This window comes from Ktedonobacter racemifer DSM 44963 (genome assembly GCF_000178855.1).
Lineage (GTDB): Bacteria > Chloroflexota > Ktedonobacteria > Ktedonobacterales > Ktedonobacteraceae > Ktedonobacter > Ktedonobacter racemifer.
Genome location: NZ_ADVG01000001.1, coordinates 1,695,693 through 1,721,433 on the forward strand (window position 1 = coordinate 1,695,693; position 25,741 = coordinate 1,721,433).

Genomic DNA, 25,741 nt, shown 5'->3' on the forward strand with positions numbered 1-25,741 from the left:
GTTAAACTTCAGGCATACTATCCAGCCCCAGGTACGGAAAATGGGACAAATGACACTCAGCAGTAGCGTTTATTGAACGTACAATGCTTTGTAACGTATACATGCACTCATTAATCCTGTTTTTTAAGCATCAAGGCTATGAGTTTTCCTGTAAAGCGGGAGACATAGCGAAAGAGAGGGATATATGCCTACTATTGCACAATGGTGCGCTGGCTGCAAGCTACCCATCTATGGCAGCCCTCCAGGGGAGGAATGCCCTCGCTGCCAGTATCCAATCGAGCTAGAGAAAGAGAAGGGCTTTCTTAGAAGGTCGCTTCAGGACCTGGTGCGGGTCGCAACCTACCAGCATAGAAACATCACTGTAGGGCAACTGATCGTGCAACACCAGGCTCGACTTAATACGCTTCAGCAGATACGCCTGGAGATACCAGCGCCAATGCCGCTAACCCCGCCCGCGCCAGCTATGAGCGCTCAAGCGCCATCTGTCATGAGTGAGAAACAGGTGCCTACACTTCCTATCAGCGCACCTGTAGAGCATATACACAATGGTATGCCATCAGTAGAGCCAACACGAGTCGTCCAGCCTGGACCAGCACAAAGCCCAATAAGTCCAGCCATACCTGTGACAGCAAACACAAGTCGGTCTGAGGAGGCTTTTGCGCCCAATCCAGAGCCTCAGGCCGTGGCACGACCTCCGCGCCAGATGTTCTCGTTGCGTACCTTTTTTGAGGACCAGACCATCAATATTGTGGCCTCGCTGGGCGCGTTTCTTCTGCTCACAGGGTCGCTTAGCTTTATCGCTACGGCTACGGACCTGTGGCAGTCATTTATTGTCATGTTCCTGGTGCATATGGTCTTTGGCGCCACCGGGATTATAACGCGCAGGTTCGATAGTTTTCGGGTCGTCTCGATCATTTATACCGCCATCTTTGCCTTGCTTATTCCCCTGGTCAGCTTCTCTGCATACCGCCTGGCGTCTGGAAGCCTGGTGACATTTTCACCCGCGGCACTGGTAGCCATGGTCACGGCATATGCGGCAATAGCGTACGGATCGCTCGCGATCTATCAGCGCTTTAGCCTCTTTAGCTACCTCTCACTGGCGGCGCTAAGCATCGCTGATGTCGCGACCATTAACGCCTTTCACCTGGCCCTGCCCTGGCTCTTTTGTGGGCCAATGCTGCTGGCACTTGGTGCGATGCTCTGTCTTCCCCCCGATAAGAATAGCGCAAGCATCTTTGATGGGAGGCTGGCGGTCTTGCACGATCCACTACGTGTCTGCATGTACCTCTGGGTAGGCATCTGCGCGCTGGGAGCCCTTTTGACTATAGCGATAGCGCTCTCATCTGAGTACACCATTCTGCCCGGCGTCTCCAACCTGGAGGAGAAGATTGCGCTCTGTGGACAGATCGCGTTGCTTTTAGGTTGGTGCGCTGGTATGGCCTGGCGGACACGTAATATATATTGGGTCGCTGCAACGTGCTACCTCCCTGTCGTCCTGGCACTCACCATCGCCTTTGCCTGCTCACTACGTCCGGCTGGCTACGCTGTCGTACTTATTAGCGTGGCCGCCTACTATCACATATTGCTGCGCTTCGCGCCTTCGCTCATGCGCCAGTTCAGAACGCAGGGCCTGGAGAAACAACTAGAAGGCATAGGCTTGACACTGATAGCGCTCGCTCCCCTGGTCGGTGAAGCAAGCATGCCCCTATACGTGTTCCTTAAGACCTTTACTCATAACGACTGGTCGCCCCTTCACACTCCCACAGCTATGATAGATAGCTTCGCGACCCTGGCGGTTTGCATCCTTGGTTTACTCCTGACGCTCAGTAGCGTCCAATTGCATACCAAGTTGCAGCGTCAACTGGCTCCTGCTCAGGCACGCTGGTGTTGGCTCCTCCTTCTCTGCGGATTCTTACTCTACTGGCTCTGCGGAGAGGCTCTGCTGCTCAGCTCGCTTCATCCCACCTGGCTATTCCTGGGCGTCACGCTGTTGCTTACCGCCCTGAGCTTTCAGGCACACGCGAAATATAGCCAGGCCTGGAGCACCCCCATTGAACTTGTCGCCCTCACTGGCATGGGCCTGACGTTGTTTTTCGCCCTCTCGCAGACAGCAGCCATTCAGCTCAGCCTGCTACTGGGATTCGAAATAATCAGCTACGGGCTTGCCATTGCGCAGCGGCGTCCTGGCCTTCTAGCACTGTCAATGGTGTTAGGCGTCCTGGCAATAGGACCGCTCTTTGACTATATTCCGTTCTTCTTTAGTCTCTGCCTGGTCCTACCTGTACTCGCAGCGGGGATCTCGCGCCAGTTTGCGCAACGCTGGCCTCGTAGAGTCGAGACAAGATACCAGCGAATCACCTGGGAATGGCCTGCCCTCTTCCAGGGATTGCTGTATGGCCTCCTCTATGCGAGCATGGAGAGCTTACAGACACTCTCTGGGGCAACAACGGGCGTGCTTGCCGAGAACCTGCAGCCCATCGCGGTACCTATTCTCCTGGAACTGGCACTCCTGGCTGCGGCCTGGTATATCGGTGCAATCCTGGCACGCAGGCCCTTGTGGCTGATTGTCTCCGCGCTCTTCGCGGGCGTAGCCATCTGCCTGCCCAGCAATAGCTTCTTGTTCCTGGCGTGGCTTGCTCCAACGAGCATTCTCGTCGCACTGGCTGCGCGCATGCGCTTTGGGAGAATCTGGAGCGCACCTCTGGCAACAAGCGCCCTTCTGGCGACACTGATGGTTGGCATTAGTGGAAGCGTTCATCATGAAGCGACGCTCGCCACCTGGGTTCTGCTCCTGTGTGCCTCACTCTACTATGTAGCAGGCATTATCAGCCAGGAGCCTGCCGTGACTGGCCTCACTCCGGCCACATTGCTTCTGCTTATCGCTTGCTCGTTTGCAAACTTCTCCTTGCTGACATGGATAGCCCCGATCAGCATCCTGCTCATGCTGGGCGCACACCTCTGGCTTGGGCGCACTTATAGTATTGCCCTGGGCGTCACCGCGCTGATAGCGACCATCACGCTAGGTGTACTGGGAACCAGCAGCGGCAACCAGGCGACATTACACGCGACCTTCTGGCTACTCCTGCTCTGCGCGACCCTCTTCTATGGCGTGGGTCTGCTCAGCAAGGGACTCGAAGAGACCTGGATCGCCGTGCTTTTCGCGGCGTGGAGCCTCTTCCTTCCCGCCAATACCTTTAATATGATCGTCTGGATCGCGCCACTCTGCATACTACTGGCGCTGGGAATACGTCTTCTCATGGGGAGAGCGCAGGCCCTGCCAATATTCGTGATAGCTGTCCTGGCAACATTCGATGCAGGGTTGATGGGAACGATGAGTGGGAATTCTACCATCTTGCTCGCAACCTTCTGGCTGCTCCTGCTCTGTGCCGCACTCTACTATATTGCGGGTCTGCTCAGCAAGGAGCATGAGGTTACCTGGCTCGCTGGCATATGCACAATCTGGGCCTTCTGCCTGCCCATCAATACCTTTGCCATTCTTACCTCGCTTGCGCCCACCAGTATTCTCCTCGCGCTCGGTATCCGCTTGTGGCGTGGGCCACGCCAGGCGCTGGCGCTCACAGTTTGCGCGAATGTTGCTACTATCGCACTTGGCGTGCAGGGCGCCATCTATGGTGAAATGGCAAGCGCAAGTTGGGTTCTCTTGCTCTGCGCGCAACTCTTCTACGTAGGTGGACTGGTAAGCGAAGATCCGTTCTTTACATGGCTGGCACCTGTGTACACGACCTGGTCGGTATATTACGCGGGCGCGCTGGGTGATCTCTATCGTCCTGTGCTGATCGCGCTAACCTTTGCCCTGCTAGGAAGCGTCAGCAAGTATATAGCCTTCTTTCGCGGTGGGGAAAGAGACGAGAAGCGTAGCTGGTGGCACAACTATAGCTTGCCACTCTATGCCACCACCCTGGCTTCAGCCCTGTTGACAGGAATCTATGGCTCGCTCTCAAACGTCAACTTTCCTTTCTATACCGCCGTGCCAGATATCCTCATCGTGTACGCGCTCGTCGCCTATGGTGTCCTGCTTAATGAGCGCAAGGTGCCGACACGCTGGCAGGCGCTGGTGTTGGCTTTTGCCGCCTGGGGCCTGCTCCTGGCAACCAGGGTACTCACATGCGATCCCGTTACACAGGCATGCTCGGCACAGCAGGTGCAGCAGCAAAGCACGTACTTATTCGTTCTTACCCTGGGCCTGGGATGTGTTGGATTGCTCACGGGACGCCTGGTAAAGCTCTTTGCCAGAGGAGGCAAGAAGCAAGAGAGGGAGACCCAGTTTCTGGTCTTACCATGGAATGCCTCCTGGTACCTCGCCAGCCTACTTGGGTTGCTGCTTATGTTTGGCTGGCAGGTACAGATTACGCAACATCACTATGCGGGTCTTCCCTCAGGCATGCTGGTGGCACTACTCGCCTTGAGTCTTGTCGTAATGCTGGTGGAACGCATGCCAGAGCTTGTACTTCTCTCCGGTGCCCTGGCCCTGTGGACCATCTCCACTCTGCCCTTCACAAATTGGCAGGCTGCCCTGGCATATAGCGCTCTCAATATGCTCATCTTTGCCTCACAATGGCTCTGGCACAGGCTACGCCCACGCACGCACTGGCTCCCCACATCAGGGCTTGCCACAATCGTCAGTCTCATGGGGCAAGTTCTGGTGGTTGGCAACGTGATTATGCAGGGAGGATTAAGCAGCAGTATACCGGTCCTGGCCCACACCGGCGCCTTCACGCTCCTGGTCCTGTCTATGCTCATCGCGGTCTATGGCTATACGCAAAAGAGAGTAGGGTGGCAGAGCTGGACTTACTATAGCGCCTGTTTACTTGCTAGTCTGGCTCTATCATGGGAACTGCTGGCGCTTCAGCAGACGCAGTTTGATGTGCTCACGTTACCGCCAGCGACAGCTCTTATTCTGATTGCGGCCTTCCTGCAACGGGATGAGGGACTGCCACAACAGCGAGCGGGTGCCCAATTGTGTGCACTGGCTGGCACGGCCCTCCTGCTCCTCCCCACGCTCTGGCTCAGCTTCCAAGGGTCTGAGCTGGCGCCCACGCTGCTCCTGGGAGGAGAGGCCCTGATACTGCTGCTGGTAGGTATCGGAACCCACATCCGCGTGTTTGTGCTTAGTGGGGCGGGCCTGGTAGTAATCGCGGCTATGCACGCGCTCTTCCTGCCTTCGCTCGGCCTGCCATCCTCGCTCGCCCTGGCCATTATGGGACTCAGCTTGTTGGTCCTGGCAACGGCCTTAAGCCTGACTCGCCACCGCTTGCGCTCCGCCTGGACCCAGTGGCAGTAAACAAAACGTATACATGGTGTGGTGGGAGAATGCCTCTGGTATTTCCTCTCCACACTATGTATCCACCAATTATCATGGCATGAGTAAATTATGAATCCTTTAGAAGCGAAAATAGCTTTAGAATTTGTCAATAATCCGATTCAGTACTAAAAAAGGGCAAAATATGTACTGCTAGTTGTATTATTTCGCGCCTGTTGTGATATGATGGGACAGTATACCTGGGACATCTCAACTGGTTCTCAACAGCATACACATACGCATCTCTGGACCAGTTCGCCAGGGCTGCGCCAAATTTCCTGTTTTCCTGCACAATCAGGGAAGCGTTACGGCTTATAGCTTGAAACCTGCTGAGAGGTGACACGCCCTCAGCACGAAACAGGGCAATAGAAGGATCACAACCTGGAGAGTTTGTTGGTGCCAAGTAAGGGTGATAGCGCCAGGGTGAGTTGGCGAGGACGGCTATTTACATACCTATTTCTTACCAATACATATACCCCGGAGAACAGGGGTATGTACTCTCTTGCCTAAAAAATACACGAGCAGAAGCAATACGTGCAAAGAGCCAGGAACGGCGGAACATATGGAAGATGCAGCCGGGTTCATTCTGCTATCGAGGAGGAAGACATGGATCTATCGTTGCGGTTAGACACCTTGGGATTAGTGGAAGTGAGATACTTGCGGGGCCGCGAACGTTATCGGGACTGGCCCCAATTTGAGTTACTCGCAGCGTCAAGACAGGCAAGAATCTTAGCCTACTTTCCTCGCGAGGTGGCCGAACAACTGCACCAACAAATTCTCATGGTCGAGGCAGCCGTAGGTCTGGAAAGTGAGGAGGAGACGGAGCATGAGGAAGGCGAGGGCCAGGAGGTAGGCGTAGCTCATGAAGGCGAGACGAAGACCAGCGAAAAAGATGGTTCTACATTCTCCCCCGCCTTCGCCCAGGCACTCAAACAACTCAATGAGCTTGCACGCCAGCGCTTACCAGAAGCAGGCATCCCCGGCAACCAGACCAGCGGGGATCTCTCGCAAGAGATAGACGCTCTCGGGGATGATGATGACGCGTTAGAACAACTGCAAGACGCCTTTAGCCAGATGATGGAAGTTGTACGCGAACTGGCCGAAGAGATTTCTACTGACGCGCTCAAGTTAACGGGACGCTTCAAGTGCGCGCGCACCAACATTGAGTTCATTCCTCGCCCTCACACCAGCGAAGACAATGATGATGACGACGACGAAGAGGGAGAGCTTGAAATCGATACCAGCAGCGGTGTCATCGACATCGAGGTTGAGCTGGTAATGGTGCTTCAGCTCTTTGAAGAGGGGCGCGCGCGCCCTGACGATCTGCCCGCAGTAGAGCTTCAGCTCGATGTAGACGATTTTGAGCGCCTGCACGAAACGCTCGATTTCGCTATGGAGCGTGAGCGCCGAGGCCGACGCCGCCCCAAGGCGTAAAACAGCCTCGGTCACCTGCTGTACGCCCTCAAACGTACAGCAGGTGATACCCCACTTAAGGGCAGAATGCTCGTCCTATAGTGCCCCAAACATTCCCCTTCATCAATGCAACGCCAGGCTAATAGAGGGCCTTTTTTAGAATAGAGACAGGATATCACCATGCCCAATGCTATTGTTCATCAGGAGTTCGATCCTCAGCAAGGAAAGCTTTCATACTACACCTACGAGGTGCTGACCCAACTCCTCTTTGAACTTGTCGAAGCGCACCCCCAGCTTGCTACCATCGAGTCTATTGGTAAAAGCCTGGAAGGACGTGAGATCTGGCTCATTACTCTGACTAATCAGGAAACGGGGCCAGCCCTGGAAAAGCCAGCCTACTGGATCGATGGCAATACACATGCGGGTGAGGTTACTGGCTCAACCGTCGCCCTGTATACCATCTGGTCATACCTGACACACTATGGGCAGGACGAAAAAATCACACGCCTGCTTGACCGCACCACCTTCTATATTTTGCCGCGCCTGAGTGTGGATGGAGCGGAACGCTACCTGACTACACCCTATACTCTGCGCAGCAGTACCCGGCCCTATCCCTATGACGATACCCATGATCCTGATGGACTCTATCCCGAAGACATTGATGGGGATGGCGAGATCCTTATGATGCGCGTCCCAGACCCCAATGGGGTCTGGAAAAGCTCCAGGCGCGATGCACGCATTATGCGCCGCCGCGAGATTGATGAAGAAGGCGAAACCTACTATCACCTGATGACCGAGGGCATCATCCGCAATTATGATGGCTACCTTATTCCTCTTGCTCCACGCAAAGAGGGTCTGGACATCAACCGCAACTACCCCTATCAATGGGCAGCGGAGAATGAGCAGTCTGGCGCTGGGGCCTATCCCTTCTCAGAGCCAGAGACACGAGCCGAGGCCGAGTTCTGGCGCACCCATACAAATATTTCAGGCTTTGCCTCCTACCACACCACCTCCGGCGTCCTGCTACGTCCATACAGCACCAAGTCTGACGATGAGATGTTGCCCTCAGACCTGGAGGTCTTCAAGCTCCTTGGCGAGAGGAGTCAGAAGATCACGGATTATCCAGCCGTCTCAACCTATCATGGCTTCCGCTACGGTCCCAAAGATCTGACAAAGGGCGCGATGGATGACTATGCCTATGATCACCTGGGCTGGTTTGGCTTTACAGTTGAACTCTGGGACCTACCCACCACAGCAGGCATCGGACCACGCGACTTCATTCCCTGGATGCGCTGGCACCCAGAGGAGGATGACATTAAACTGATGCAGTGGAACGACGAGGTCATGCAGGGCGAGGCCTTCGAGGACTGGCGTCCCTTTGAGCATCCGCAACTGGGACCGGTTGAGATCGGCGGCTGGAAGAGTAAGCTCTACCGACAGAACGCACCGTTACGTTATCTGCCAGAGATGTGCGAAAAACATAGCGCATTCACCCTGATGCATGCCTCGCTCAATCCCTACCTCAGTCTCTACGCGCTCAAGGTGGAACAGCAAGCAGAGCAGATCTACCGTATCACTGCCATTATCGAAAACAATGGCTTTCTCCCCACAGACACCAGCGCCCAGGCTCGTGAGCGCAGAGTGGTGCGTCCCATTCAAGTAACCCTGAGCCTGCCAGAGGAGGTCGAACTGCTGCAAGGGAAACAGTATCAAGAGGTGGGCCAATTGGAGGGACGCTCTAATAAGCTGCAAGGGAGCTATGGGCGCAGCATTACTGACCATCGCTGTAAAGTAGAATGGACCATCAAGGGACCAACACATGCTACACTAGAACTAACAGTCCAGGCACAGCGCGCTGGTGTTCTACGACACACCATTATCCTCGAAAATGGCTAAGATATAGGTGTAAGTGTAGGGACCCTGCTTGCATAGCCTGCCCTCACGAGAGAAGGCCGAGCAAGCTCTGCCCCTACACATTACCAGAAAGGTTGGATTCATGACACGGAACATCACCATTGAAGACCTCTATCGTATGCAGTTTATCGATAGGCCACGCATCTCCCCAGATGGCAAACAAGTCGCCTATGTCGTGACACGCATCGACGACAAGAAGCATGCCTATCGTTCAAGCATCTGGATCAGTCCTACCGAGGGTGGAGAGGCGCGCCGCTTTACCCAGGAGACCGAACTGACCAGCGCACCAACCTGGTCGCCTGATGGACGCTGGCTGGCCTTTGTCGCCAAGCGAGAGAGCAGCGATCAGCCTTCCACGACGGAGAAGAAAGAGCAGAAGAAGCCGGGCAAGGATAAGCCCCAGATCTGGGTCATGCCCACCGATGGTGGCGAGGCGCGCCAGCTTACTTTCATGGAGCATGGCGCCTCATCTCCCGCCTGGTCACCCGATGGCAAGCACTTGCTCTTCAGCGCACAGGTCGGGCCTGCTGATGAGGAGACGGAAGACGGCAAGGCGCTGCCCAAAGTGCATGTGATAGACCAGCTCTGGTATCGCCTGGATGGCGTTGGCTTTATTTATGAGCGCCGCGCGCATCTCTTCCTGATCCCACGCGAGGGCGGAGAGCCACAGCAATTGACAGATGGCGATTGGAACGATGGCGATGCTGCCTGGTCTCCTGATGGGAAGCAGATCACCTTCACCTCTGACCGCAACGAGGAGCGCTGGCGCATTCCAGGGGCCGACATCTATGTACTCGCGCTTCAGGATAACAAGGTTGTGGGTGAGCCACGCGTCCTGACCGATGGCAGCATGGGATGTGCCTCGCCATCCTGGTCAGCTGATGGACAGCAGATCGCCTTTATCGCGTCAAAGAAAGTGGGTTCGGCGGGACACGCCTATCTCTACACCATCGGCGCCAGCGCAGAGAAAGGCGAGCCGAAAAACCTGACGCCTGAGTTTGAGGGAACGGCCCTCGACTTCACCAATAGCGACCTTGGCGACGAGCACTTGATGCCGCAGCCTGCCTGGTCAGCCGATGGCAAGACGCTCTATGTCCTCTCCTCGCATCGGGGCGCCTCGCGTATCTATGCCATCTCCACCACCAATGGCGCGGGCAAAGAGCCGCCAACAGTCACCCCCGGTAATGTGCATGTGCGTGACTTTAGCCTCGATCACAGCAAGCAGATTTTTGCGATGAACGTTGCCGACGCCACGCACCCACAGGAGATCTTCGTACGCTCAGCCAAGACCAATGGCGAACTGCGCAAGATTACTGGCTTCAACGATGCCCTGCTCAACGAGCTCCAGCTGGCAACGCCAGAGCACTTCACCTATGAGGGGGCTGATGGCTGGCCCATGGATGGCTGGATTTTAAAGCCGCACAACTTTGATCCCTCCAAGAAGTATCCACTGGTCCTGGAGATTCATGGAGGGCCGCAAACACAGTACGGCTATGGTTTCTTCCACGAGATGCAGCTTCTCGTTGCCGAGGGGTATGTCGTCCTCTACACCAATCCACGCGGCAGCTGCGGCTATGGCTTTGAGTTCGCGCATGCTGTACGCGGGGCCTGGGGCGAGAAGGATCCCATCGATATCATGAACGGCGTCGCCGAGGTCGTACAGCGTGGCTATATCGACACTCAGCGCATGGGCGTTACTGGGGGCAGCTATGGCGGCTTTATGACCAACTGGCTGATCAGCCACAACAACCGCTTTAAGGTCGCGATCACCGACCGCTGTGTCAGCAACATGGCAACCATGTTTGGCGTAAGTGATATCGGCTGGGACCTGGGCTATGATAACCTGGATACCACGCCCTGGGAGGACCTGGAGAAGTATATGAATATGTCGCCCATCAAGTATGTGCAGAATATTCGTACGCCGCTCCTCATCATCCACAGCGACCAGGACCTGCGCTGTAATATCGAGCAGGGGGAACAGCTCTTCGCCGCGCTCAAGTATATGGGACGCGAGGTACGGCTGGTACGCTTTGAGGGGCAGAGCCATGGTCTCTCACGTGGCGGGCATCCACGCTCACGCCAGGAGCGCCTGCGCCACATCCAGAGCTGGTTCGCGAAGTACCTACAATAGCAGCCCTCAGGAATAGAAGGAGCGCGTCCTGGCATGCCAGGACGCGCTCCTTCTATTCCTGAGGGTTTATCAAAATCTTATGCATCATGGGATACGGATCCAATGTTCCAAGCAAGAGTAACAGCTAAAAGACCAATACCACCTACAATACTCCAGCAAAGCAGCGGTGAATAGGAGAGTAATACTCCCCCAAGAACTGGTCCGAGAGCAAACCCCAGGCCTGTCGCAATCCATAGAAAGCTCATGTAAGTTCCTCGCTGCTCAACTGGTGCGAGATCAGCTCCAATCGTATCGTAAGGAGGCGAGAAAAGCATGTTTCCAAAGACAAAAGCAAGAAGTGGGAGTGCCAACCAGTAGGGTCCAGCAACCAGGCTACATGTTCCCGCCGCGAGAGCTAAGATAAGACTTCCCAGCGCCATAACGCGGCCAGATTGCACACGCTGAAAGAAAGCCGTCAAAGGAACTTCCAGGAGAATCACTAAAAAGCTTCCTGCCGCCATCAACCCACCATAGAACGCTGGACTTCCACCCAGCTTCGTAAGATACACAGCAAAGGTTGTTGTTTGCTGGCTCAAAACCATAGTAGTGAAGAAACCTACAAGCCAGATGCGGCGAAATGCCCGGTCTCTAAAAGGCGCGAACAGAGCCAGAGATGGACGCGATGCCTGAACTTTTGGCAGAGGAGACACGGGACGAGGAAAGAGGAGAAGCATAAAGAGTGCAAAGAGCAACGTTGTCCCTGCATCTGCGCCAAAGAGGGGAAGGAATGCCTGAGAGGCGATAAGTCCACCAATCGACGCACTCACCATGCTCCCAACATTTATTGCCAGACGTAACACAGAGATGGCCTGCCGCCGCTGCTTATGTGAGACCAGGTCCATCACTAACATACCAGCAAGAGGCCGCTGAGCTTCACTAGCGATGCTCCAGAGTAGAACCATTCCTGCTAACCAGAGAAGAGAGGAGAGAAAAGGAATAGTCAGCAAAAAGCATGCAGACACGGAGAGACTGGCGACAAAGATAAATTTACGCGACAAACGGTCGGCGAGAAGGCTCATCAGAAGCGAGGCCAGAATACCTCCTAGCCCTGGAAGGGCCACGATCAGGCCGACGACCTGGGGAGGAAGATGGCGCTCAGATGTAAGATAGATAGCAAGAAAAGGGAGAACAAGCATCCCCACACGATTGAGTAACGTTCCTCCCCATAAGAACCAGAACGCTTGAGGGAATCCCAGAATGGTTTTTCTCAAGTCAGCAAGAGGTGAAAGCATTACATTTGTCTTTCTAATCCGACCAGAATAATTAATTATGTGCGCTATCCTAATTGATAGGAGCCTATTTTGTCGCTAGCGCTCTCAGTAAACCAGAGTTGCGTTTCATCACTGGAGAGGGCAAGACCGAGCGGATAGGCACCACTCGTTGGAAGCGGCGTGAAGGTAAGTGTATCCGACTTCGCGTCGAGACGGGCCAGGGCGTTCTCAGAAGGTACGCTCATCCAGATATCGCCGTTGCTCAGCGCCACGACATCATAGACTGTCCCGCCTGTCTCCTGACTCTTCTTTGAGGAGACCAGGTACGAGGTAAAACACGTACTGGCCGGCTCAAACTTCAGCAATTGGAGTTTGTTAAAGCCGGTAGCCCAGATAGTACCCTGGCGGTCGCTGGTGACCTGCATCAAGTAGAGCTGAGGATCGGGCAGAGGATAGAGTTGCACATTGCCGCTGGCGGGATCAAGGCGCGCAAGCTGGGCGGAGCTCGATAATGTTATCCAGAGCATACCCTGGCGGTCCAGCGCCAGGCCGTAGGGATTGAGCTTCTGCACGCTGGGCTGAGCGGAGAGCGGATACTGCTGGACCTTGCCCGTTTTCGTATTCAACATGCCAACGGAGTCGGCATTCAGCTCGGTAAACCAGGCGTTGCCATGGGGATCGAAGACGATCTCGTTGGGGGCCGAAGAGAGCTTCAGTGTCTTCTGCGCATCCTGAGGATCGGGAATGCTCAAGGTCGGCAGGTGGTAATTTTTAAACTGTCCCGAACGTGGATCGTAGTGTCCAATAAAGTTGCCATACTCCTCGGCAAACCAGATCGTATCGTCGGGTGCAACCGTGACCCCCATCAAGCCACCCGCGCTCTCGGGAGGCGTCATTTGTTGTAGCGCGCGCGTTCGGGGATCAAGGACCGCCAGGTAGCCACGCGACATCTCGGAGAACCAGATACGGCCCTGTGAGTCGACAGCGGGCCGCATCAGGCCACTATGGGCTTGTGGCAGTGTATATTCACGAAAACGTCCCGAGGTAGAGAGGGTCAGGGGCGGAGCATCCTGAGTGCCGTTACTGCTACCCGCCTGGTTATCCTGGGTAAAATTGCTACAGGCAGGCAGCAGCCAGAGGAACAGGCAGAGCAAGGGTAGCAGCCACGTCAGCCGTCGATTTTGTTGAGTATAGGGCAGGCCTTTAGTACGCCACATATTCGCCATGGATGCCATCATCAACCAGATGCGAGAGACGTGCAGTGACCAACTTATGCTGCCAGGCGCCCTCAGGATTGGGGAGATCATGCAGTTCAACGCGCAGGTAGTTATCTGTCAGGCCCTCCCAGTAACCGTGCTTGGACTGCTCGATCAGCACATCCACGGTCTGGCCCAGGAACTGCTGGCGAAACTGGCGACTATGTTCCTCATTCAGGGTAAGCAGGCGAGCACTGCGCTCCTTCTTGACCACGTCCTTAATCTGTCCACGCATGCGTGCGGCTGCGGTTCCCTGGCGGGCGGAGAAGCGGAAGACATGCGTCTTGGCGAACTCCAGCTCTTGCGCAAGCTGATAGGTCAGCTCAAAATCTTCATCGGTCTCGCCAGGGAAACCAGTGATGATATCGGTACTGATGGCCACACCCGGGATGCGCTGCTTGGCAGTCAGAATAATCTCGCGATAGCGGGCACTATTATAGCGGCGAGCCATGCGACGCAGGATGTTGTCGGAGCCGCTCTGCATGGGCAGGTGGAAGTGGCGACACATACGCGGGTCCTGCCAGAGGTCCAGCCATTCCAGGCGGAAATCCTCAGGCTCCAGCGAGGAGACGCGGATGCGGGGCATATCGGTCTCACGCAGGAGGGTCGCGATCAGGTCACCCAGGTCCTTCTGTTCATCCCCTGCCGGATGGTAGTCGCCCAGGTGAATACCAGTCAGCACGATCTCCTGGTAGCCCGCGCGCGCCTTGCGCTGCACATGCTCCACGACAGAGTCGATGGTCCGGCTGCGCGAGTTGCCGCGCACGTAGGGAACGATGCAGTAGGTACAGCGATTATTACAGCCGTCCTGAACCTTCATCTGCACACGGGTACGCGAGAAGATGCGCGCATTAGCCTGCTCAGTGGTTTGCGTATTATCGGTAAAGGGCGAGAGGCTGGAGGGATTTTCAGGCGCAGGCTCAGGCTCTGCCGGTAGGAGATCCAGGGCATTATCGCTCCCGATATGCTGCGTATCCAGCGGCAAGACGGGCAGAGCGCGGCGCGCAAGCATCTCATCTATAGGAGGAGTGGGCGCCTCTGGCTCTACAGAAGCGACCTGGCCTGCCATCGACTCATAGCGCTGCTTAATGGTCTCGACCAGCGAGTCTTTGCCAGTGTTGCCAATCACCATATCGACGCCGGGGAGCGCGGCCACGCCCTGCGGATTCAGCTCGGCATAACAGCCGGTTACCACGAGAAAGGCGTCTGGATGGCGGCGCTGGGCCTGTGCGATAAGCTGGCGCGAGCTGCGGTCGCCCAGATGCGTCACGGTGCAGGTGTTGACAATATAGATATCGGCGGCCTCGTCAAAGCCACGCTGAATAAAGCCAGCAGTGCTCATCTGCTCACCAATAGCCTCGCTATCGGCCTGATTTACCTTACAGCCAAGCGTCGTAACGGCGAATGTGGTTTCTTGTGTTGTGTGCTCAGGCATCTTTACTACTATTCTTCCACGCGCTCTTTACGTTATCCAGGAGGGTTTGTCTTAAGAGTTGGTTGGTATCTGTGCATGATTATAGCGCATTATGCTTTGATTGGATAGTGTTTCCAGCCTTTTTGTGGCTGTAGGGATACCAGCCATAGCTCCACGCTCCGGCTCGCAAGCTCGCCGGAGGGTAAAAGGATGTGTGCGTGGCAAACGGCTTTGCCGTTTGCCACGCACACATCCTTTTACCCTCTGAGCGCCGCAGGCGCGAAGAGTTGAGTCGTTGCTTGCTTATTCAGTCTGAGAAGAGGCTGCAACGATGTTCTGTTGGCCCGGTATCCTCGTAGGATAGGGAGAGGCTACGGGAAGTAAAAGGCTCTTTTGCATCATGGGGAGGGCGAACCAGACATTGCCGAGGCCGAAGAGCGTACCTGTCAACAGGCGGAGCTGCCAGGTGCTTTCGCGTAGACCGAACATCTGCGTTAGCCCATCCCAGGCGATGGGAAGCATCAGGATCACCCAGAACCACCAGGGAATGCCGGGTATGCGCTTCTTGGAGAGGGTAAAGATCAGGCTGCCAATGAACATCGAGGTATAGATTGAAAAGTTGCGTGCGCACATGCCGAGCTGGTGACCAAAGATGTAGAAGGAGTGCGAGGGAATCTGCGCGCAGACTAGGTGCAGCGTGTAGAAAATGGGCTTAGAGAGGACGTCCAGTCCCAGGTAGGAGAGGAAGGGGACAGAGATGGCGGCAAAAACGAGTATTCCCAGACCGACGGTAACAATCGTCGCCCAGTGCTCGGTGAGAAAATCTCCCATCTTATTAGAGAAGTCCGACAGGGATTGAATGATACGGGGCTGCTTGCGAGCTGGTCGGGAAAGTTGACCCGGCCTCAATGGTAGCTGCTGTTTACCACGCCCAGTTGTATGCAGAGAAGATGTTGCCATGATGCTTTAACCTTCGCTTGCCCTTCTTCTATAACGCTATACGCCAAAGGCGCTCGCCAGTGTCTCATACTCTATACGCCCCTCGGCGAGAATAGTTTCATCACGTACTACAACGGGGATACGGTAGCGATACGTCTCAAAGAGCGCCATATCGCTGCGAATATCGACCTCGTCTAATAGGAACTCGACCACGGACGCGATCTCATCTAATATGTCGCGGGCCTCATCACAGAGATGGCAGCCTGCTTTTGTATAGAATATGACCTTCGGCAAGGCCTGGGGTGACGCTTCGCTCAAAAATCCGCTTCCTTTCCCGCACATCTGCTAGCTTCGCTTTTAATCATACTACGCCCTCTGCAAGAAGGCAATGCTATAAGTCCGTTGTCTCATAGGGAGTAAGGTGTGTGCGCGTGGGAAGCAGGGCATGCCCTGCTTCCCACGCGCACACACCTTACTCAGAAGGCTCGTTACACGAGCCAAGGCTGGCAGCAGACTTAGAGTTGAAGAGCCTCGACTGCCTCAAGCACTTCGTTGGCGTGATCGTCGGGCTTTACCTTGGGCCAGATTTTGCGAATGACGCCTTCTTTATCGATCAAGAAGGTGGCGCGCTCAACGCCCATGTATTTCTTGCCGTACATGCTCTTCTCTTTATACACATCATAGCTTTGGGCTACCTGTGCCTCGGTGTCGGAGAGCAGCGGGAAGGGCAGGCCGAACTTCTCAGCAAACTTCTGATGCGATTTCACGCTATCCTTGCTGATGCCCAGCACCACAACTCCGCGCTGCTGCATCAGGTGATTGGCATCGCGGAACGAGCAAGCTTCCAGAGTACAGCCTGGCGTATCGTCTTTTGGATAGAAGTATAATACAACAACGTGATCGCGGAGTGCGCTTAACTGCACCTGGCCGTTTTTTACCACGTCGTCGCTGCCAATCGCAGGCAAGGTGAAATCAGGAGCAAGCTGTTGCTCCTCGACTTGTATCTCACTCATAAAACGACCTCACTTCAAAATGGTTTTCATTGACCTTCAGTGTACCACAATGGGGTCCCAACGTAAAAAAACCTCAAAATTCCGGTAAGGGTCTGATGGGCAAGAGTGAAACCGGATATTTCCGCTAAGCTTGCGACCCGGTGCTTTTCTAGTTCCTCTCACATGGAGACCATTCCAAAATCTCCTCATAAGGCCGCTTCATTCGCCCATTGATATTATTGATGTGTCAAAGAGAAAACATCAATGCCCGAGATGCATTTTTGTTGTGTTTTTTTATTCAATTTATAATAGTATATGTCGATTTGGTTTGACGTGACCAGAGTTAGCCGCTACGCATTGTCATGCATTTTCGGCGCAAACTGCGAGTTCCGTTTCACAGGAGAGAAATAATGGACCTTGAGATTACTTTACAGGTAAACGGAACGATGCATCGGCTATCCGTTGATACCCGTACGACCCTCCTGGACGCACTGCGCGAGCGCCTTGGGATTACGGGCCCCAAGAAGGGCTGCGACCATGGCCAGTGTGGCGCGTGTACTATCCTGGTAGATGGCCGACGAATCACGTGCTGCCTCAGCCTGGCCGTCGCCTTTGAGAACACTCAGATCGTCACCATCGAAGGGCTGGCCGATGGCGAGAATCTCCATCCGCTCCAGCGCGCGTTCGTTGATCACGATGCTCTCCAGTGTGGCTATTGCACTCCCGGGCAAATTTGCTCGGCGGTCGGCATGTTACGCGAGGCCGAGGCTGGCTGGCCCAGTGTGGTTAGCCCTGACGTGAACGCTGAACATATCACGCTCGATGATCAGGAGATTCGTGAACGCATGAGTGGCAATCTCTGCCGGTGCGCCGCGTATGCCAACATCGTTCCTGCGATTAAAGAGGTACTACCATGAATCCTTTCCGCTACGAGCGCGCCAGCGATGCTTCCAGTGCCATTGCGCTCCTTGCCCAGGCGCCAAATGGGGCCTATCTCGGTGGAGGAACAAATCTCATCGATCATATGAAACTGGGGTTGCGGCACCCTGATCTGCTCGTCGATATTACTCGCCTGCCCTATGATCATATCGAAGTGCTGGCTGATGGGGGTGTGCGCATTGGCGCGATGGTGCGCAACAGCGACTTGGCGGCGGATCGCACGATCCGCGCACGCTATCCGCTGGTCTCGCAGGCGTTGCTCGCAGGCGCTTCCGGGCAACTGCGCAACCTTGCCACAACGGGTGGCAACTTGTTACAGCGCACACGCTGTATCTACTTTCAAGATATCTCGAAACCATGTAACAAGCGCGAGCCTGGCAGTGGCTGTGCTGCGCGCGATGGATATCACCGCGACCTCGCCATCCTCGGTACCTCGCAGAACTGTATTGCCACACATCCCTCAGATATGGCCGTCGCTCTGGTCGCCCTTGACGCGCTTGTGCGCACACAGGGACCACACGGGGAACGCACCATTCCACTCATGGACTTGTATCGTCTCCCGGGCAACGAACCGCAGCACGATACGGTAATTACGCATGGAGAGTTGATTACAGCCATTGACCTGCCGCCGTTGCCATACGCAGCAACACACTCGCGCTATCGCAAGGTACGCGACCGGGCCTCCTACGCCTTCGCGCTTGTCTCGGTTGCCGCAGCGCTTGATTTCGCCGATGGCGTTATCCGCGACGTACGTATTGCCTTTGGCGGCATCGCACCCATGCCCTGGCGGGCGAAGAAGGCCGAAGCAGCGCTACGCGGCAAACCCGCGAGCGAGGAACTCTTCCGCCAGGCAGCCGATGCCGAGCTGGCTGACGCGCAACCATTGCCTGGTAACGCCTTCAAAATCCCTCTTACCCGCAATACCCTGGCGCGTATGCTGCTTGACCTTGTAGAGGAGAAAAACCAGCCATGAAGATGCAACTTATTACGCGCTCAATTGGTGCGCCAATCAATCGAATCGACGGCATTCAAAAGGCCACTGGCAAGGCGAAATATGCCTACGAGTACCCGGTCGAGGGTGCAGCCTATGCCTTCCCGGTCCAGAGCACCATCGCCAGAGGGCGAGTCTCAGCAATCGATGCGAGCGCGGCGCGAGCGCGGCCCGGCGTCATCACGGTGCTCTCGCACGAGAACGCGCCACGGCTTGCGCACCTTGCCAACACGGAATTGGAGGTGTTCCAGACAGATGCCGTGGCTTATCATGGTCAATTTGTCGCGGCTGTTGTTGCCGAGACATCTGAGATCGCGCGGCAGGCAGCGGAACTCGTGGTCGTGCACTACGAGGAGTTGCCCCATCACGTCGAACTGCGCGCTGATGACAAGGCTCTCTACAAGCCACCGACAGTCCATGAAGGGCAAGATGTGACCGACAGATTCGATGGGGATGTTGAGGGCGCGCTGAACTCTGCGGCTGTCTTGCTCGACCAGACCTATACCACCCCAGCTGAGCATAACAATCCACTCGAAACGCATGCGAGCATTGCGATCTGGGACAACGCTGGCATCACCATCTACGATTCAAACCAGGGACCCCATGCCATCCGGGACACCATTGCAACGGCGTTCAGGCAGCCCCCCGAGCGTATTCACATCATCACACAGTATGTTGGCGGCGGCTTCGGTTCCAAATTATCTGCGCACCCACCCATCATCCTCGCCGTCATGGCAGCGCAGGTGACGAAACGACCGGTGAAGCTTGCTCTCACACGGCAACAGATGTTCTCGCTGACTGGCTATCGTACTCCAACAATACAGCGCATCCGCCTTGGTGCAGATAACAATGGCCATTTAACGGCGATTGCGCACGATGTGATCGAACAAACCTCGACCTCTTATGAATTCGCCGAACATGTCGCTGTTGTGGCGCGGCGCATGTACGCAGCTCCCAACCGCCGCACCACACACCGGGTGGCACGACTAGACATGCCTGTGCCAACATATATGCGCGCTCCAGGCGAGTGCTCGGGTATGTTCGCTCTTGAGTCTGCAATGGACGAGTTGGCCATTGCCTGTGGGATTGATCCGATTGAGTTGCGTATTCGCAACGAACCCACGATTGACCCTGAAACGGGACATCCCTTTAGCAGTCGCGGGCTCGTCGCCTGCCTGCGGGAAGGGGCGCGTCGCTTCGGCTGGCAACAGCGTGATCCGACTCCCCGGGCGCGGCAAGAAGGACGCTGGCTCATCGGAACTGGCGTCGCTTCCTCAACGTACCCGGTCTACTACTCCCCTGCGTCGGCGTCCGCGCAGGTTGACCACAAGGGAAATTACCAGGTTCATATCGACGCCACAGACATCGGAACTGGAGCGCGCACGGCGCTCACTCAGATCGCGGCGGATGTGCTCGAAGCACCGTTAGAGCAGGTTCAGCTCATGATAGGCAATAGCGACCAGCCAGCGGCGGGCTATGCCGGAGGTTCATCGGGTACCGACTCGTGGGGATGGGCTATCTTTAACGCGGCGAACGCGCTCCACACAAAGCTGCGAGACGAATGTGGAGGAGTCATACCAGCGGAAGGGCTCTCGGCAAGTGGCACATTTGACGCCAATCCCGAGTTGCAACAGTTCGCCATGCATTCCTTTGGCGCACAATTCGCCGAGGTGCATATCAATAGAGATACCGGCGAAATCCGCGTGCCACGGCTCCTGGGAGTCTTTGCCGCCGGGAACATCGTCAACCCGAAGACGGCCCATTCCCAATTTATGGGAGGAATGACATGGGGCCTGTCAATGGCGCTACACGAAGCGAGCGTACTGGATCCGCGCTTTGGGAATTATGTGAACCACGATTTCGCGGGATACCATATCGCGACCAACGCGGATGTCGGCACAATTGACGTGGTATGGCTCGAAGAGGATGATCCGCATGTGAACCCGCTGGGCACAAAAGGCATAGGCGAAATCGGGATCGTTGGCACAGCTGCCGCAATCGCCAACGCCGCCTATCACGCGACAGGTATTCGTGTGCGCGACCTGCCTATCACACTGGATAAGTTCTTGTCGTGACAACTGCTACCTTTCTCATACTCGAACGTGTGTAAACACCCTCGAGCGGTCAGTTCTTCCTGCTTCATCGTCGATAGCCAGCGCACGGGAACCTTTGGATCGGCCCTCCCGTTTTGGTCTCACATCAACTCCCCAGGCATTTTACGTCCGGCGGTAGCCACTCTCCAGGACGGCCAGCTTTACGCGTGAAGCTGGCGAAGCTCTTCTGTTGCGAACCACAGCAAATTCAAGGCGGCATTGAGATCCCGGTCGATCACCAGCCCACAGGCCACGCACTCATAGGTGCGGTGTTTGAGCGGCATGCGCTTTTTGACCTGCCCACAGCACGAACAGCGTTTGGTCGAAGGGAACCAGCGCGAGGCGATGAAGAGCTCTCCCCCGGCGTTGGCCACTTTGGTCTTGAGGAACTGCAACAGTTGCCCCATCGCGGCATCGGCCACGGCACGCGAGAGCTTCCGGTTGGCCATCATCCCCAGGATGTTGAGGTCTTCGATGCCGATGGCCCCACAGGTGCGCGCCAGTTCGGTCGTGAACTTGTGCTGCACATCCCGCCGAATGTTGGCGATCTGCTGATGCTTGCGTGCGACCTTGAGTCGTTGCTTCTCGTAATTCTTACTGAACACGGTTCGCCTGGTTTGCGGGTCTTTCGTCTTCTCTTTCTTACTGAGTTGGCGTTGCAGCTTGCCGAGTTTCTTGAGATGGAGCGCTAATGGCCTTTGGTTCTCAAGCCTGCGCCCATCGCTCACCACAGCAGCGTGCTTTACGCCCACATCTACCCCCACCACGGCTTCGGGCGTTGTGGGGCGCTCCCGTGTGATGTCTCCTTGGATGGAGACGTACCAGTGCCCCGCTTCACAGCAGACCGTCGCCCCCAGGATCTTGACGCGTTCGCACACGACGTGCTTGCGCTGGTTGCGCTTCTTCGTGGGAGTGGTGGCTTTCCCCTTTTCGACGAAGCGCAGTTTTTCGGCGAGGTTCACCGTTCCCAGTCTGCGTAAGAGCTTGCCTCGGTCCTTCTTCGTTTGGCGCTGATCGAGGATGAAGCGGCCAAGTCCGGGAATCGAGATCCAATGGCTTCCCAAGGTGAATTTATCGTTGGAGAGATAGAACGACTCGTGCGACTTCCCCTTTTTCTTGTACTGCGGGTAGTTCGCTCGGCCCGCAAAGAAGTTGTCATAGGCGTTTTTGAGGTCATCGAACGCACCCTCCACCACACACTTCGTCACCTGATAGGTCCACGGATACTCCTGCTCCCGGATCTGGTTGAATTGCTTCTTGAGTGCGAGGGCATATGGCGGTTTGAGCACGCGCTGCTCTTCGGGAACGGTTTCCTGCTCGGCTTTGTACGCCTGATACTGCTTCTCCCACTGCTCCCGTCCCCAGTTGTAGATAAACCGCCTCGTGCCACAGGCTCGTTTGAGATACTCCACCTGTTCAGGGGTGGGGTTCATCCGAATCTTGTGTGCGGTTTTCATCCTTGAGCGCCTTTTCTCCCGCTTTGCGGGAATTCCAGTTGAGCAGGACTCGACACCCGGCAAGTGGCTCTCGTTCAGCGAGCGGCTGGCAGCTTCGGAAGGTTGAGCGCCGTGGTCAGATCGACCTCATGAGAGGAGCGACGCCCAGAAAGCGTTCCTTTGGCTTTGAGCCTGCTTTCTCGGTCCCAGCGCTGCACTGTTTTCACGCTGACATCCACCTGCTTGGCAAACGGTACGACTGCGTATATCTACTTATTCTCACTTACTTTCGCACACGTTGTCAATACCTAGTATGTATCTCCTGTTCTCGTAGGACGCGAGGGACAAGGGAGATACGAGCGGAACGCGCACGAGGGATGCAAGACGCGAGGTCACCTCCTCCAACAAAAGGGAGAAGGCCGCTCAAGCAGATGATGTATAATCGTGCGGTCTTGCCTCTCCTTCGTCGACAAGTCCTATCGAGAAGTGTTGAGCATTCTTTGAGAAAGAGAAAATAGTGGGTAAAAGCCAGCAGCGCGCCCTGCAGAGGAAACAGCGGCTGGATAGGGCGCCTGCCAAAAAGCATGTTCGCCGATCTACGCTGTTGAAAGCAACAATGAGACCGTTTGCTGCGCACAACGAGACCGCGCAGCTCCAGCAAATGGAAACCATTTTTGCGTGCCTTCCAGACGGTGTCATTGCCTGCGATCAGAATGGAAAGATTCTCCGGCTCAATGCTGCAGCCCTGAAGCTCTTTGAAGTCTCTTCTGAAGACCAGTGTCGAGGAAGAGATTGCCACACATTCGTTGAGCGCTATGTGCTCCAAAGCGAGCAGCAGCGACCAGTTGCCCTAGAACGCTGGTCAGAAAAGCCCGGCAGCGAAGAAGAGGCCATATTCCATCCATTAGAAGCCATGTTTTTGCTCCGGGTCCCTTCTGGGCGGAAGATCGCAGTGAAGCAGTCCTGTTCACCAGTACTCGATTCTCAGAAGCAAGTCAGAGGGAAGATTTTTCTCTTCCATAAACTCTCGCAGCGAGATCAGCAAGCCCTCCACCTCCAACGCGTTCACGAGGCAGTGCTCAATCTGACCGAAGCCATTGCCCATCTTCCTGAGCATTTTCCTGAGCAAGATCTGGTCATGTTGCGCCATGTCTCTCCACTCTTCTCGCCTCCACAGGTCTTCATTGCTCAACAACTGGCAGATGTTATCCGCCATGTCTTGAATTGCCACCAGGTAATGCTGAAGGCTGTGGAAGGGCCAGCAGAATACCTGCATTACGTTGCGGGCAGTGGTTTCACCGCCGAACAAGAACGATCCGAACGAGCGAAAGGCGCACTCTGCATGCTCTCAGAGGCTTTTGACGCTGAACCGGTTGCTCGTTTTCACGCACACCAGGAAATCATTCTCCCTGGTGATCGCGTCTCTTTTCCAGCTAGTCTCGGCGACCTGAGTTCAGAAAAGGTTCTGTTCCTCCCTCTCGTTCTCAAGCAGCGACTGGCCGGCTTACTCTGCGTCTTTAAGACAGGTCGAGAGAGTGGATACACTCCCGAAGAGATCGAACTGGTGAAAGCTGCCGCAACCCAGGCAGTGCTCGTCATGGAATGTCTCCGTGGCTTGCACGAGAAGACTGAGGCCCGCATCAAAGAGAGTATGCTGCAAGAAGTACATCGCCTCAGCAATGACTTCTTGATCCTGGCCAATCACGAACTGCGTACTCCTCTGGCGGGAATCCTGGGCAATTTGCAGTTGGCCCAGCGTCGGCTAACGGCTCTGAATCGCCACAGGTACCTTATGAAACGGTTTATCCTGTTGCGGATCCAGTGGTTGCTGCTCGTTTGCTGCTCGCTCAGGAAACGCTCGATGACACCTCGTCGGAACAAGTAGACTCGTGACTGCCCTTCAGTGCGTCCTCCTCCTCCGTAGACCCTACGCTTCCCAATTCCCGGATTCCTGTCAATTAACTGCGGAATGTATGTACTGACGCGACACGCACGCCCTGGCTGGGCTTTGGTATTGAATGGGATGCCGAAACTTATGAAGCCCTGGGATTACCACACCAACCAGTATGCCACTGCACTGAGCGACCTGCTTCACCACCTGATCCACGAACGCGGATATAGCAATATTCGCTATACCAACGGGGTCAACGAACCCGATAGCAAATTGCCCTCATTTCAGGATTGGGAAGCCTTCAATCTACCTGTGGCGGCAAGTAAGCAAGGAAAAAATGGAGAGCTGGTTACCCAGGTACCGGCCAACTCCCTGGTTATGCTCACAAGCCTGGATACTGGTCCGGACTACGTTGATCCAACCAGCCCGAATGTATAGCCAAAAGGAGTAGGCGTTGGCTCATGTATGTCCGCCAACGTCCCACTCCTTTTTTCGGTGACAATCTTATAAGATGCCGATATTAGCCTTTGAGGGCGAGCATGCGCTCCAGGGCTACGCGTGCCCAGTGAACTGTGTCGGGATCAACGCTTATCTGGTTGATAACCTCGCCATCCAGCAGGCCCTCCAGGACCCAGGCCAGGTAGGCTGGATGGATGCGGTACATCGTCGAGCAGGGGCAGACGATGGGGTCGAGGCAGAAGATGAACTGGTCGGGATGCTCCTGCGCCAGGCGGTGTACCAGGTTGATCTCTGTCGCGACGCCCCACTTCGTGCCAGCGGGCGCCTTCTCAATCTGCTGAATGATGTACTCTGTCGAGCCATAGAGGTCCGCAGCCTCGACGACCTCGCGGCGGCACTCGGGATGGACAATAATCTTAATATCTGGATAGTCGACGCGAGCCTTCTCGATCTGCTGCACATTGAAGCGCATATGCGTGGTGCAGTAGCCCTTCCAGAGAATGATCTTCGCGCGCTCAATGCGGTCCTCGGCATCGTTCTCGGCCATGGGATTCTTCGGATTCCAGATCGTCATCGCATCATCGGGAATGCCAAATTTCAGGCCCGTATTGCGTCCCAGATGCTCGTCAGGGAAGAAGAGGACGCGCTTGCCCTGCTCAAAGGCCCACTTCATGACGGCGGGGGCATTCGAAGAGGTGCAGACAATGCCACCATGGCGCCCACAGAAAGCCTTCAGATTGGCTGCAGAGTTCATGTAGGTCACGGGGATGATACCGGCATCCTCGCCCAGAACGTCGGTCAGGGTCTCCCAACACTCCTCGACCTCGGTGATATTGGCCATATCGGCCATGGAGCAGCCAGCGGCGGGATTGGGCAGAATTACCTTCTGGTGCGGGCCACTGAGCACATCGGCGCTCTCAGCCATAAAGTGAACGCCACAGAAGACGATATAATCGGCCTCGGGACGCTCGGCGGCAAGCTGCGCCAGTTTGAATGAGTCACCACGGTAATCAGCGTATTTAATGATCTCATCGCGCTGGTAATGGTGGCCAAGGATGACCAGGCGCTCGCCCAGAGCGGCACGGGCCGCGGCAATACGACGGTCGAGTTCGTCGCCGTCCATCTCGGCGTAGAAGGTCGGAATGACGTCAGAACGCTTCGACAAGTCATGCCTGGCACGTGTCTTTGGATTGAGCAGCGGCAGGATACGCGACTCCTGGCTCTCCGCGCAAGCTGTATCGATTGCCATATATCTTCTCCTCCATGAATAGGTAGTCATATGTGCGCCTTCATCCGGCAGCTA

Annotated in this window: 17 protein-coding genes and 1 pseudogene; 9 read left to right on the top strand and 9 right to left on the bottom strand. The window is 55.6% G+C overall.

Annotated features, from left to right (window positions below):
- The first annotated feature begins 184 nt into the window (after window positions 1-184).
- From KRAC_RS07445 to KRAC_RS07460, 4 genes are all read left to right on the top strand, one after another.
- Window positions 185-5,302, top strand: coding sequence for a hypothetical protein (locus tag KRAC_RS07445; RefSeq protein WP_007905719.1), 5,118 nt, complete (start codon window positions 185-187; stop codon window positions 5,300-5,302).
- 624 nt (window positions 5,303-5,926) lie between these two features.
- Entirely contained in the window at window positions 5,927-6,754 is an 828-nt protein-coding gene (locus KRAC_RS07450) for a hypothetical protein (protein WP_007905720.1), read from the top strand.
- A 159-nt stretch (window positions 6,755-6,913) separates the two neighbouring features.
- Entirely contained in the window at window positions 6,914-8,629 is a 1,716-nt protein-coding gene (locus tag KRAC_RS07455) for a M14 family metallopeptidase (RefSeq protein ID WP_007905721.1), read from the top strand.
- Window positions 8,630-8,729: 100 nt separating this feature from the next.
- Window positions 8,730-10,778 carry a S9 family peptidase gene (locus KRAC_RS07460; RefSeq protein WP_007905722.1) on the top strand — a complete coding sequence of 683 codons (2,049 nt, stop codon included), beginning with the start codon at window positions 8,730-8,732 and terminating at the stop codon, window positions 10,776-10,778.
- A gap of 77 nt (window positions 10,779-10,855) precedes the next feature.
- Here KRAC_RS07460 and KRAC_RS07465 read toward each other — a convergent pair whose 3' ends face one another.
- The 6 genes from KRAC_RS07465 to bcp form a co-directional block, all read right to left on the bottom strand.
- Entirely contained in the window at window positions 10,856-12,049 is a 1,194-nt protein-coding gene (locus KRAC_RS07465) for an MFS transporter (protein WP_007905723.1), read from the bottom strand.
- A 44-nt stretch (window positions 12,050-12,093) separates the two neighbouring features.
- On the bottom strand, window positions 12,094-13,254 hold the full coding sequence (locus KRAC_RS07470; protein WP_040442091.1) for a Vgb family protein: 1,161 nt from the start codon (window positions 13,252-13,254) through the stop codon (window positions 12,094-12,096).
- Window positions 13,232-14,719: a tRNA (N(6)-L-threonylcarbamoyladenosine(37)-C(2))-methylthiotransferase MtaB gene (mtaB, locus tag KRAC_RS61030; RefSeq protein ID WP_007905725.1), complete on the bottom strand. Its 1,488-nt coding sequence runs from the start codon at window positions 14,717-14,719 to the stop codon at window positions 13,232-13,234. The genes KRAC_RS07470 and mtaB overlap by 23 nt, the downstream gene beginning before the upstream one ends.
- Before the next feature lie 282 nt (window positions 14,720-15,001).
- A complete protein-coding gene (locus KRAC_RS61035) occupies window positions 15,002-15,658 on the bottom strand; it encodes a DUF2085 domain-containing protein (protein WP_007905727.1) in 657 nt (218 codons plus the stop codon).
- Window positions 15,659-15,694: 36 nt separating this feature from the next.
- Window positions 15,695-15,955, bottom strand: a complete 261-nt coding sequence (locus tag KRAC_RS07485) for a glutaredoxin family protein (RefSeq protein ID WP_007905731.1) — start codon at window positions 15,953-15,955, stop codon at window positions 15,695-15,697.
- A 197-nt stretch (window positions 15,956-16,152) separates the two neighbouring features.
- A complete protein-coding gene (gene bcp, locus KRAC_RS07490) occupies window positions 16,153-16,650 on the bottom strand; it encodes a thioredoxin-dependent thiol peroxidase (RefSeq protein WP_007905733.1) in 498 nt (165 codons plus the stop codon).
- A 389-nt stretch (window positions 16,651-17,039) separates the two neighbouring features.
- Between bcp and KRAC_RS07495 the strand changes: the two genes are divergently transcribed.
- Genes KRAC_RS07495 through KRAC_RS07505 form a run of 3 tightly spaced genes read left to right on the top strand, consistent with a single transcriptional unit; the run spans window position 17,040 to window position 20,634 of the window.
- On the top strand, window positions 17,040-17,546 hold the full coding sequence (locus tag KRAC_RS07495; protein ID WP_007905737.1) for a 2Fe-2S iron-sulfur cluster-binding protein: 507 nt from the start codon (window positions 17,040-17,042) through the stop codon (window positions 17,544-17,546).
- Window positions 17,543-18,541 carry an FAD binding domain-containing protein gene (locus tag KRAC_RS07500; RefSeq protein WP_007905739.1) on the top strand — a complete coding sequence of 333 codons (999 nt, stop codon included), beginning with the start codon at window positions 17,543-17,545 and terminating at the stop codon, window positions 18,539-18,541. Before KRAC_RS07495 ends, KRAC_RS07500 begins: the two co-directional genes overlap by 4 nt.
- A complete protein-coding gene (locus tag KRAC_RS07505; RefSeq protein WP_007905745.1) occupies window positions 18,538-20,634 on the top strand; it encodes a xanthine dehydrogenase family protein molybdopterin-binding subunit in 2,097 nt (698 codons plus the stop codon). The genes KRAC_RS07500 and KRAC_RS07505 overlap by 4 nt, the downstream gene beginning before the upstream one ends.
- Window positions 20,635-20,813: 179 nt before the next feature.
- Here KRAC_RS07505 and KRAC_RS07510 read toward each other — a convergent pair whose 3' ends face one another.
- Entirely contained in the window at window positions 20,814-22,109 is a 1,296-nt protein-coding gene (locus tag KRAC_RS07510; protein ID WP_007905747.1) for an RNA-guided endonuclease InsQ/TnpB family protein, read from the bottom strand.
- Window positions 22,110-22,186: 77 nt separating this feature from the next.
- Window positions 22,187-22,357, bottom strand: a pseudogene (locus KRAC_RS61040) (IS607 family transposase); the annotation flags it as partial.
- A gap of 347 nt (window positions 22,358-22,704) precedes the next feature.
- On the opposite strand from KRAC_RS61040, the gene KRAC_RS07515 reads away from it, so the two are divergent.
- Window positions 22,705-23,973: a GAF domain-containing protein gene (locus KRAC_RS07515; protein WP_169460869.1), complete on the top strand. Its 1,269-nt coding sequence runs from the start codon at window positions 22,705-22,707 to the stop codon at window positions 23,971-23,973.
- A 150-nt stretch (window positions 23,974-24,123) separates the two neighbouring features.
- Window positions 24,124-24,417 (top strand): hypothetical protein, encoded by a 294-nt coding sequence (locus KRAC_RS07520; protein ID WP_007905749.1) that lies wholly within the window; start codon window positions 24,124-24,126, stop codon window positions 24,415-24,417.
- 82 nt (window positions 24,418-24,499) lie between these two features.
- Here the strand turns inward: KRAC_RS07520 and nadA are convergent, their stop codons facing one another.
- The gene (gene nadA / locus KRAC_RS07525) at window positions 24,500-25,687 is read right to left on the bottom strand and encodes a quinolinate synthase NadA (protein ID WP_007905750.1); all 1,188 of its coding nucleotides are present in this window, start codon (window positions 25,685-25,687) and stop codon (window positions 24,500-24,502) included.
- Window positions 25,688-25,741 lie beyond the last annotated feature (54 nt).

Bases quoted from the DNA above. Each gene is read 5' to 3' on its own strand.
- KRAC_RS07445 (WP_007905719.1), top strand. From the start codon at position 185: ATGCCTACTATTGCACAATGGTGCGCTGGCTGCAAGCTACCCATCTAT.
- KRAC_RS07450 (WP_007905720.1), top strand. From the start codon at position 5,927: ATGGATCTATCGTTGCGGTTAGACACCTTGGGATTAGTGGAAGTGAGA.
- KRAC_RS07455 (WP_007905721.1), top strand. From the start codon at position 6,914: ATGCCCAATGCTATTGTTCATCAGGAGTTCGATCCTCAGCAAGGAAAG.
- KRAC_RS07460 (WP_007905722.1), top strand. From the start codon at position 8,730: ATGACACGGAACATCACCATTGAAGACCTCTATCGTATGCAGTTTATC.
- KRAC_RS07465 (WP_007905723.1), bottom strand. From the start codon at position 12,049: ATGCTTTCACCTCTTGCTGACTTGAGAAAAACCATTCTGGGATTCCCT.
- KRAC_RS07470 (WP_040442091.1), bottom strand. From the start codon at position 13,254: ATGGCGAATATGTGGCGTACTAAAGGCCTGCCCTATACTCAACAAAAT.
- mtaB (WP_007905725.1), bottom strand. From the start codon at position 14,719: ATGCCTGAGCACACAACACAAGAAACCACATTCGCCGTTACGACGCTT.
- KRAC_RS61035 (WP_007905727.1), bottom strand. From the start codon at position 15,658: ATGGCAACATCTTCTCTGCATACAACTGGGCGTGGTAAACAGCAGCTA.
- bcp (WP_007905733.1), bottom strand. From the start codon at position 16,650: ATGAGTGAGATACAAGTCGAGGAGCAACAGCTTGCTCCTGATTTCACC.
- KRAC_RS07495 (WP_007905737.1), top strand. From the start codon at position 17,040: ATGGACCTTGAGATTACTTTACAGGTAAACGGAACGATGCATCGGCTA.
- KRAC_RS07500 (WP_007905739.1), top strand. From the start codon at position 17,543: ATGAATCCTTTCCGCTACGAGCGCGCCAGCGATGCTTCCAGTGCCATT.
- KRAC_RS07505 (WP_007905745.1), top strand. From the start codon at position 18,538: ATGAAGATGCAACTTATTACGCGCTCAATTGGTGCGCCAATCAATCGA.
- KRAC_RS07510 (WP_007905747.1), bottom strand. From the start codon at position 22,109: ATGAAAACCGCACACAAGATTCGGATGAACCCCACCCCTGAACAGGTG.
- KRAC_RS07515 (WP_169460869.1), top strand. From the start codon at position 22,705: ATGAGACCGTTTGCTGCGCACAACGAGACCGCGCAGCTCCAGCAAATG.
- KRAC_RS07520 (WP_007905749.1), top strand. From the start codon at position 24,124: ATGAAGCCCTGGGATTACCACACCAACCAGTATGCCACTGCACTGAGC.
- nadA (WP_007905750.1), bottom strand. From the start codon at position 25,687: ATGGCAATCGATACAGCTTGCGCGGAGAGCCAGGAGTCGCGTATCCTG.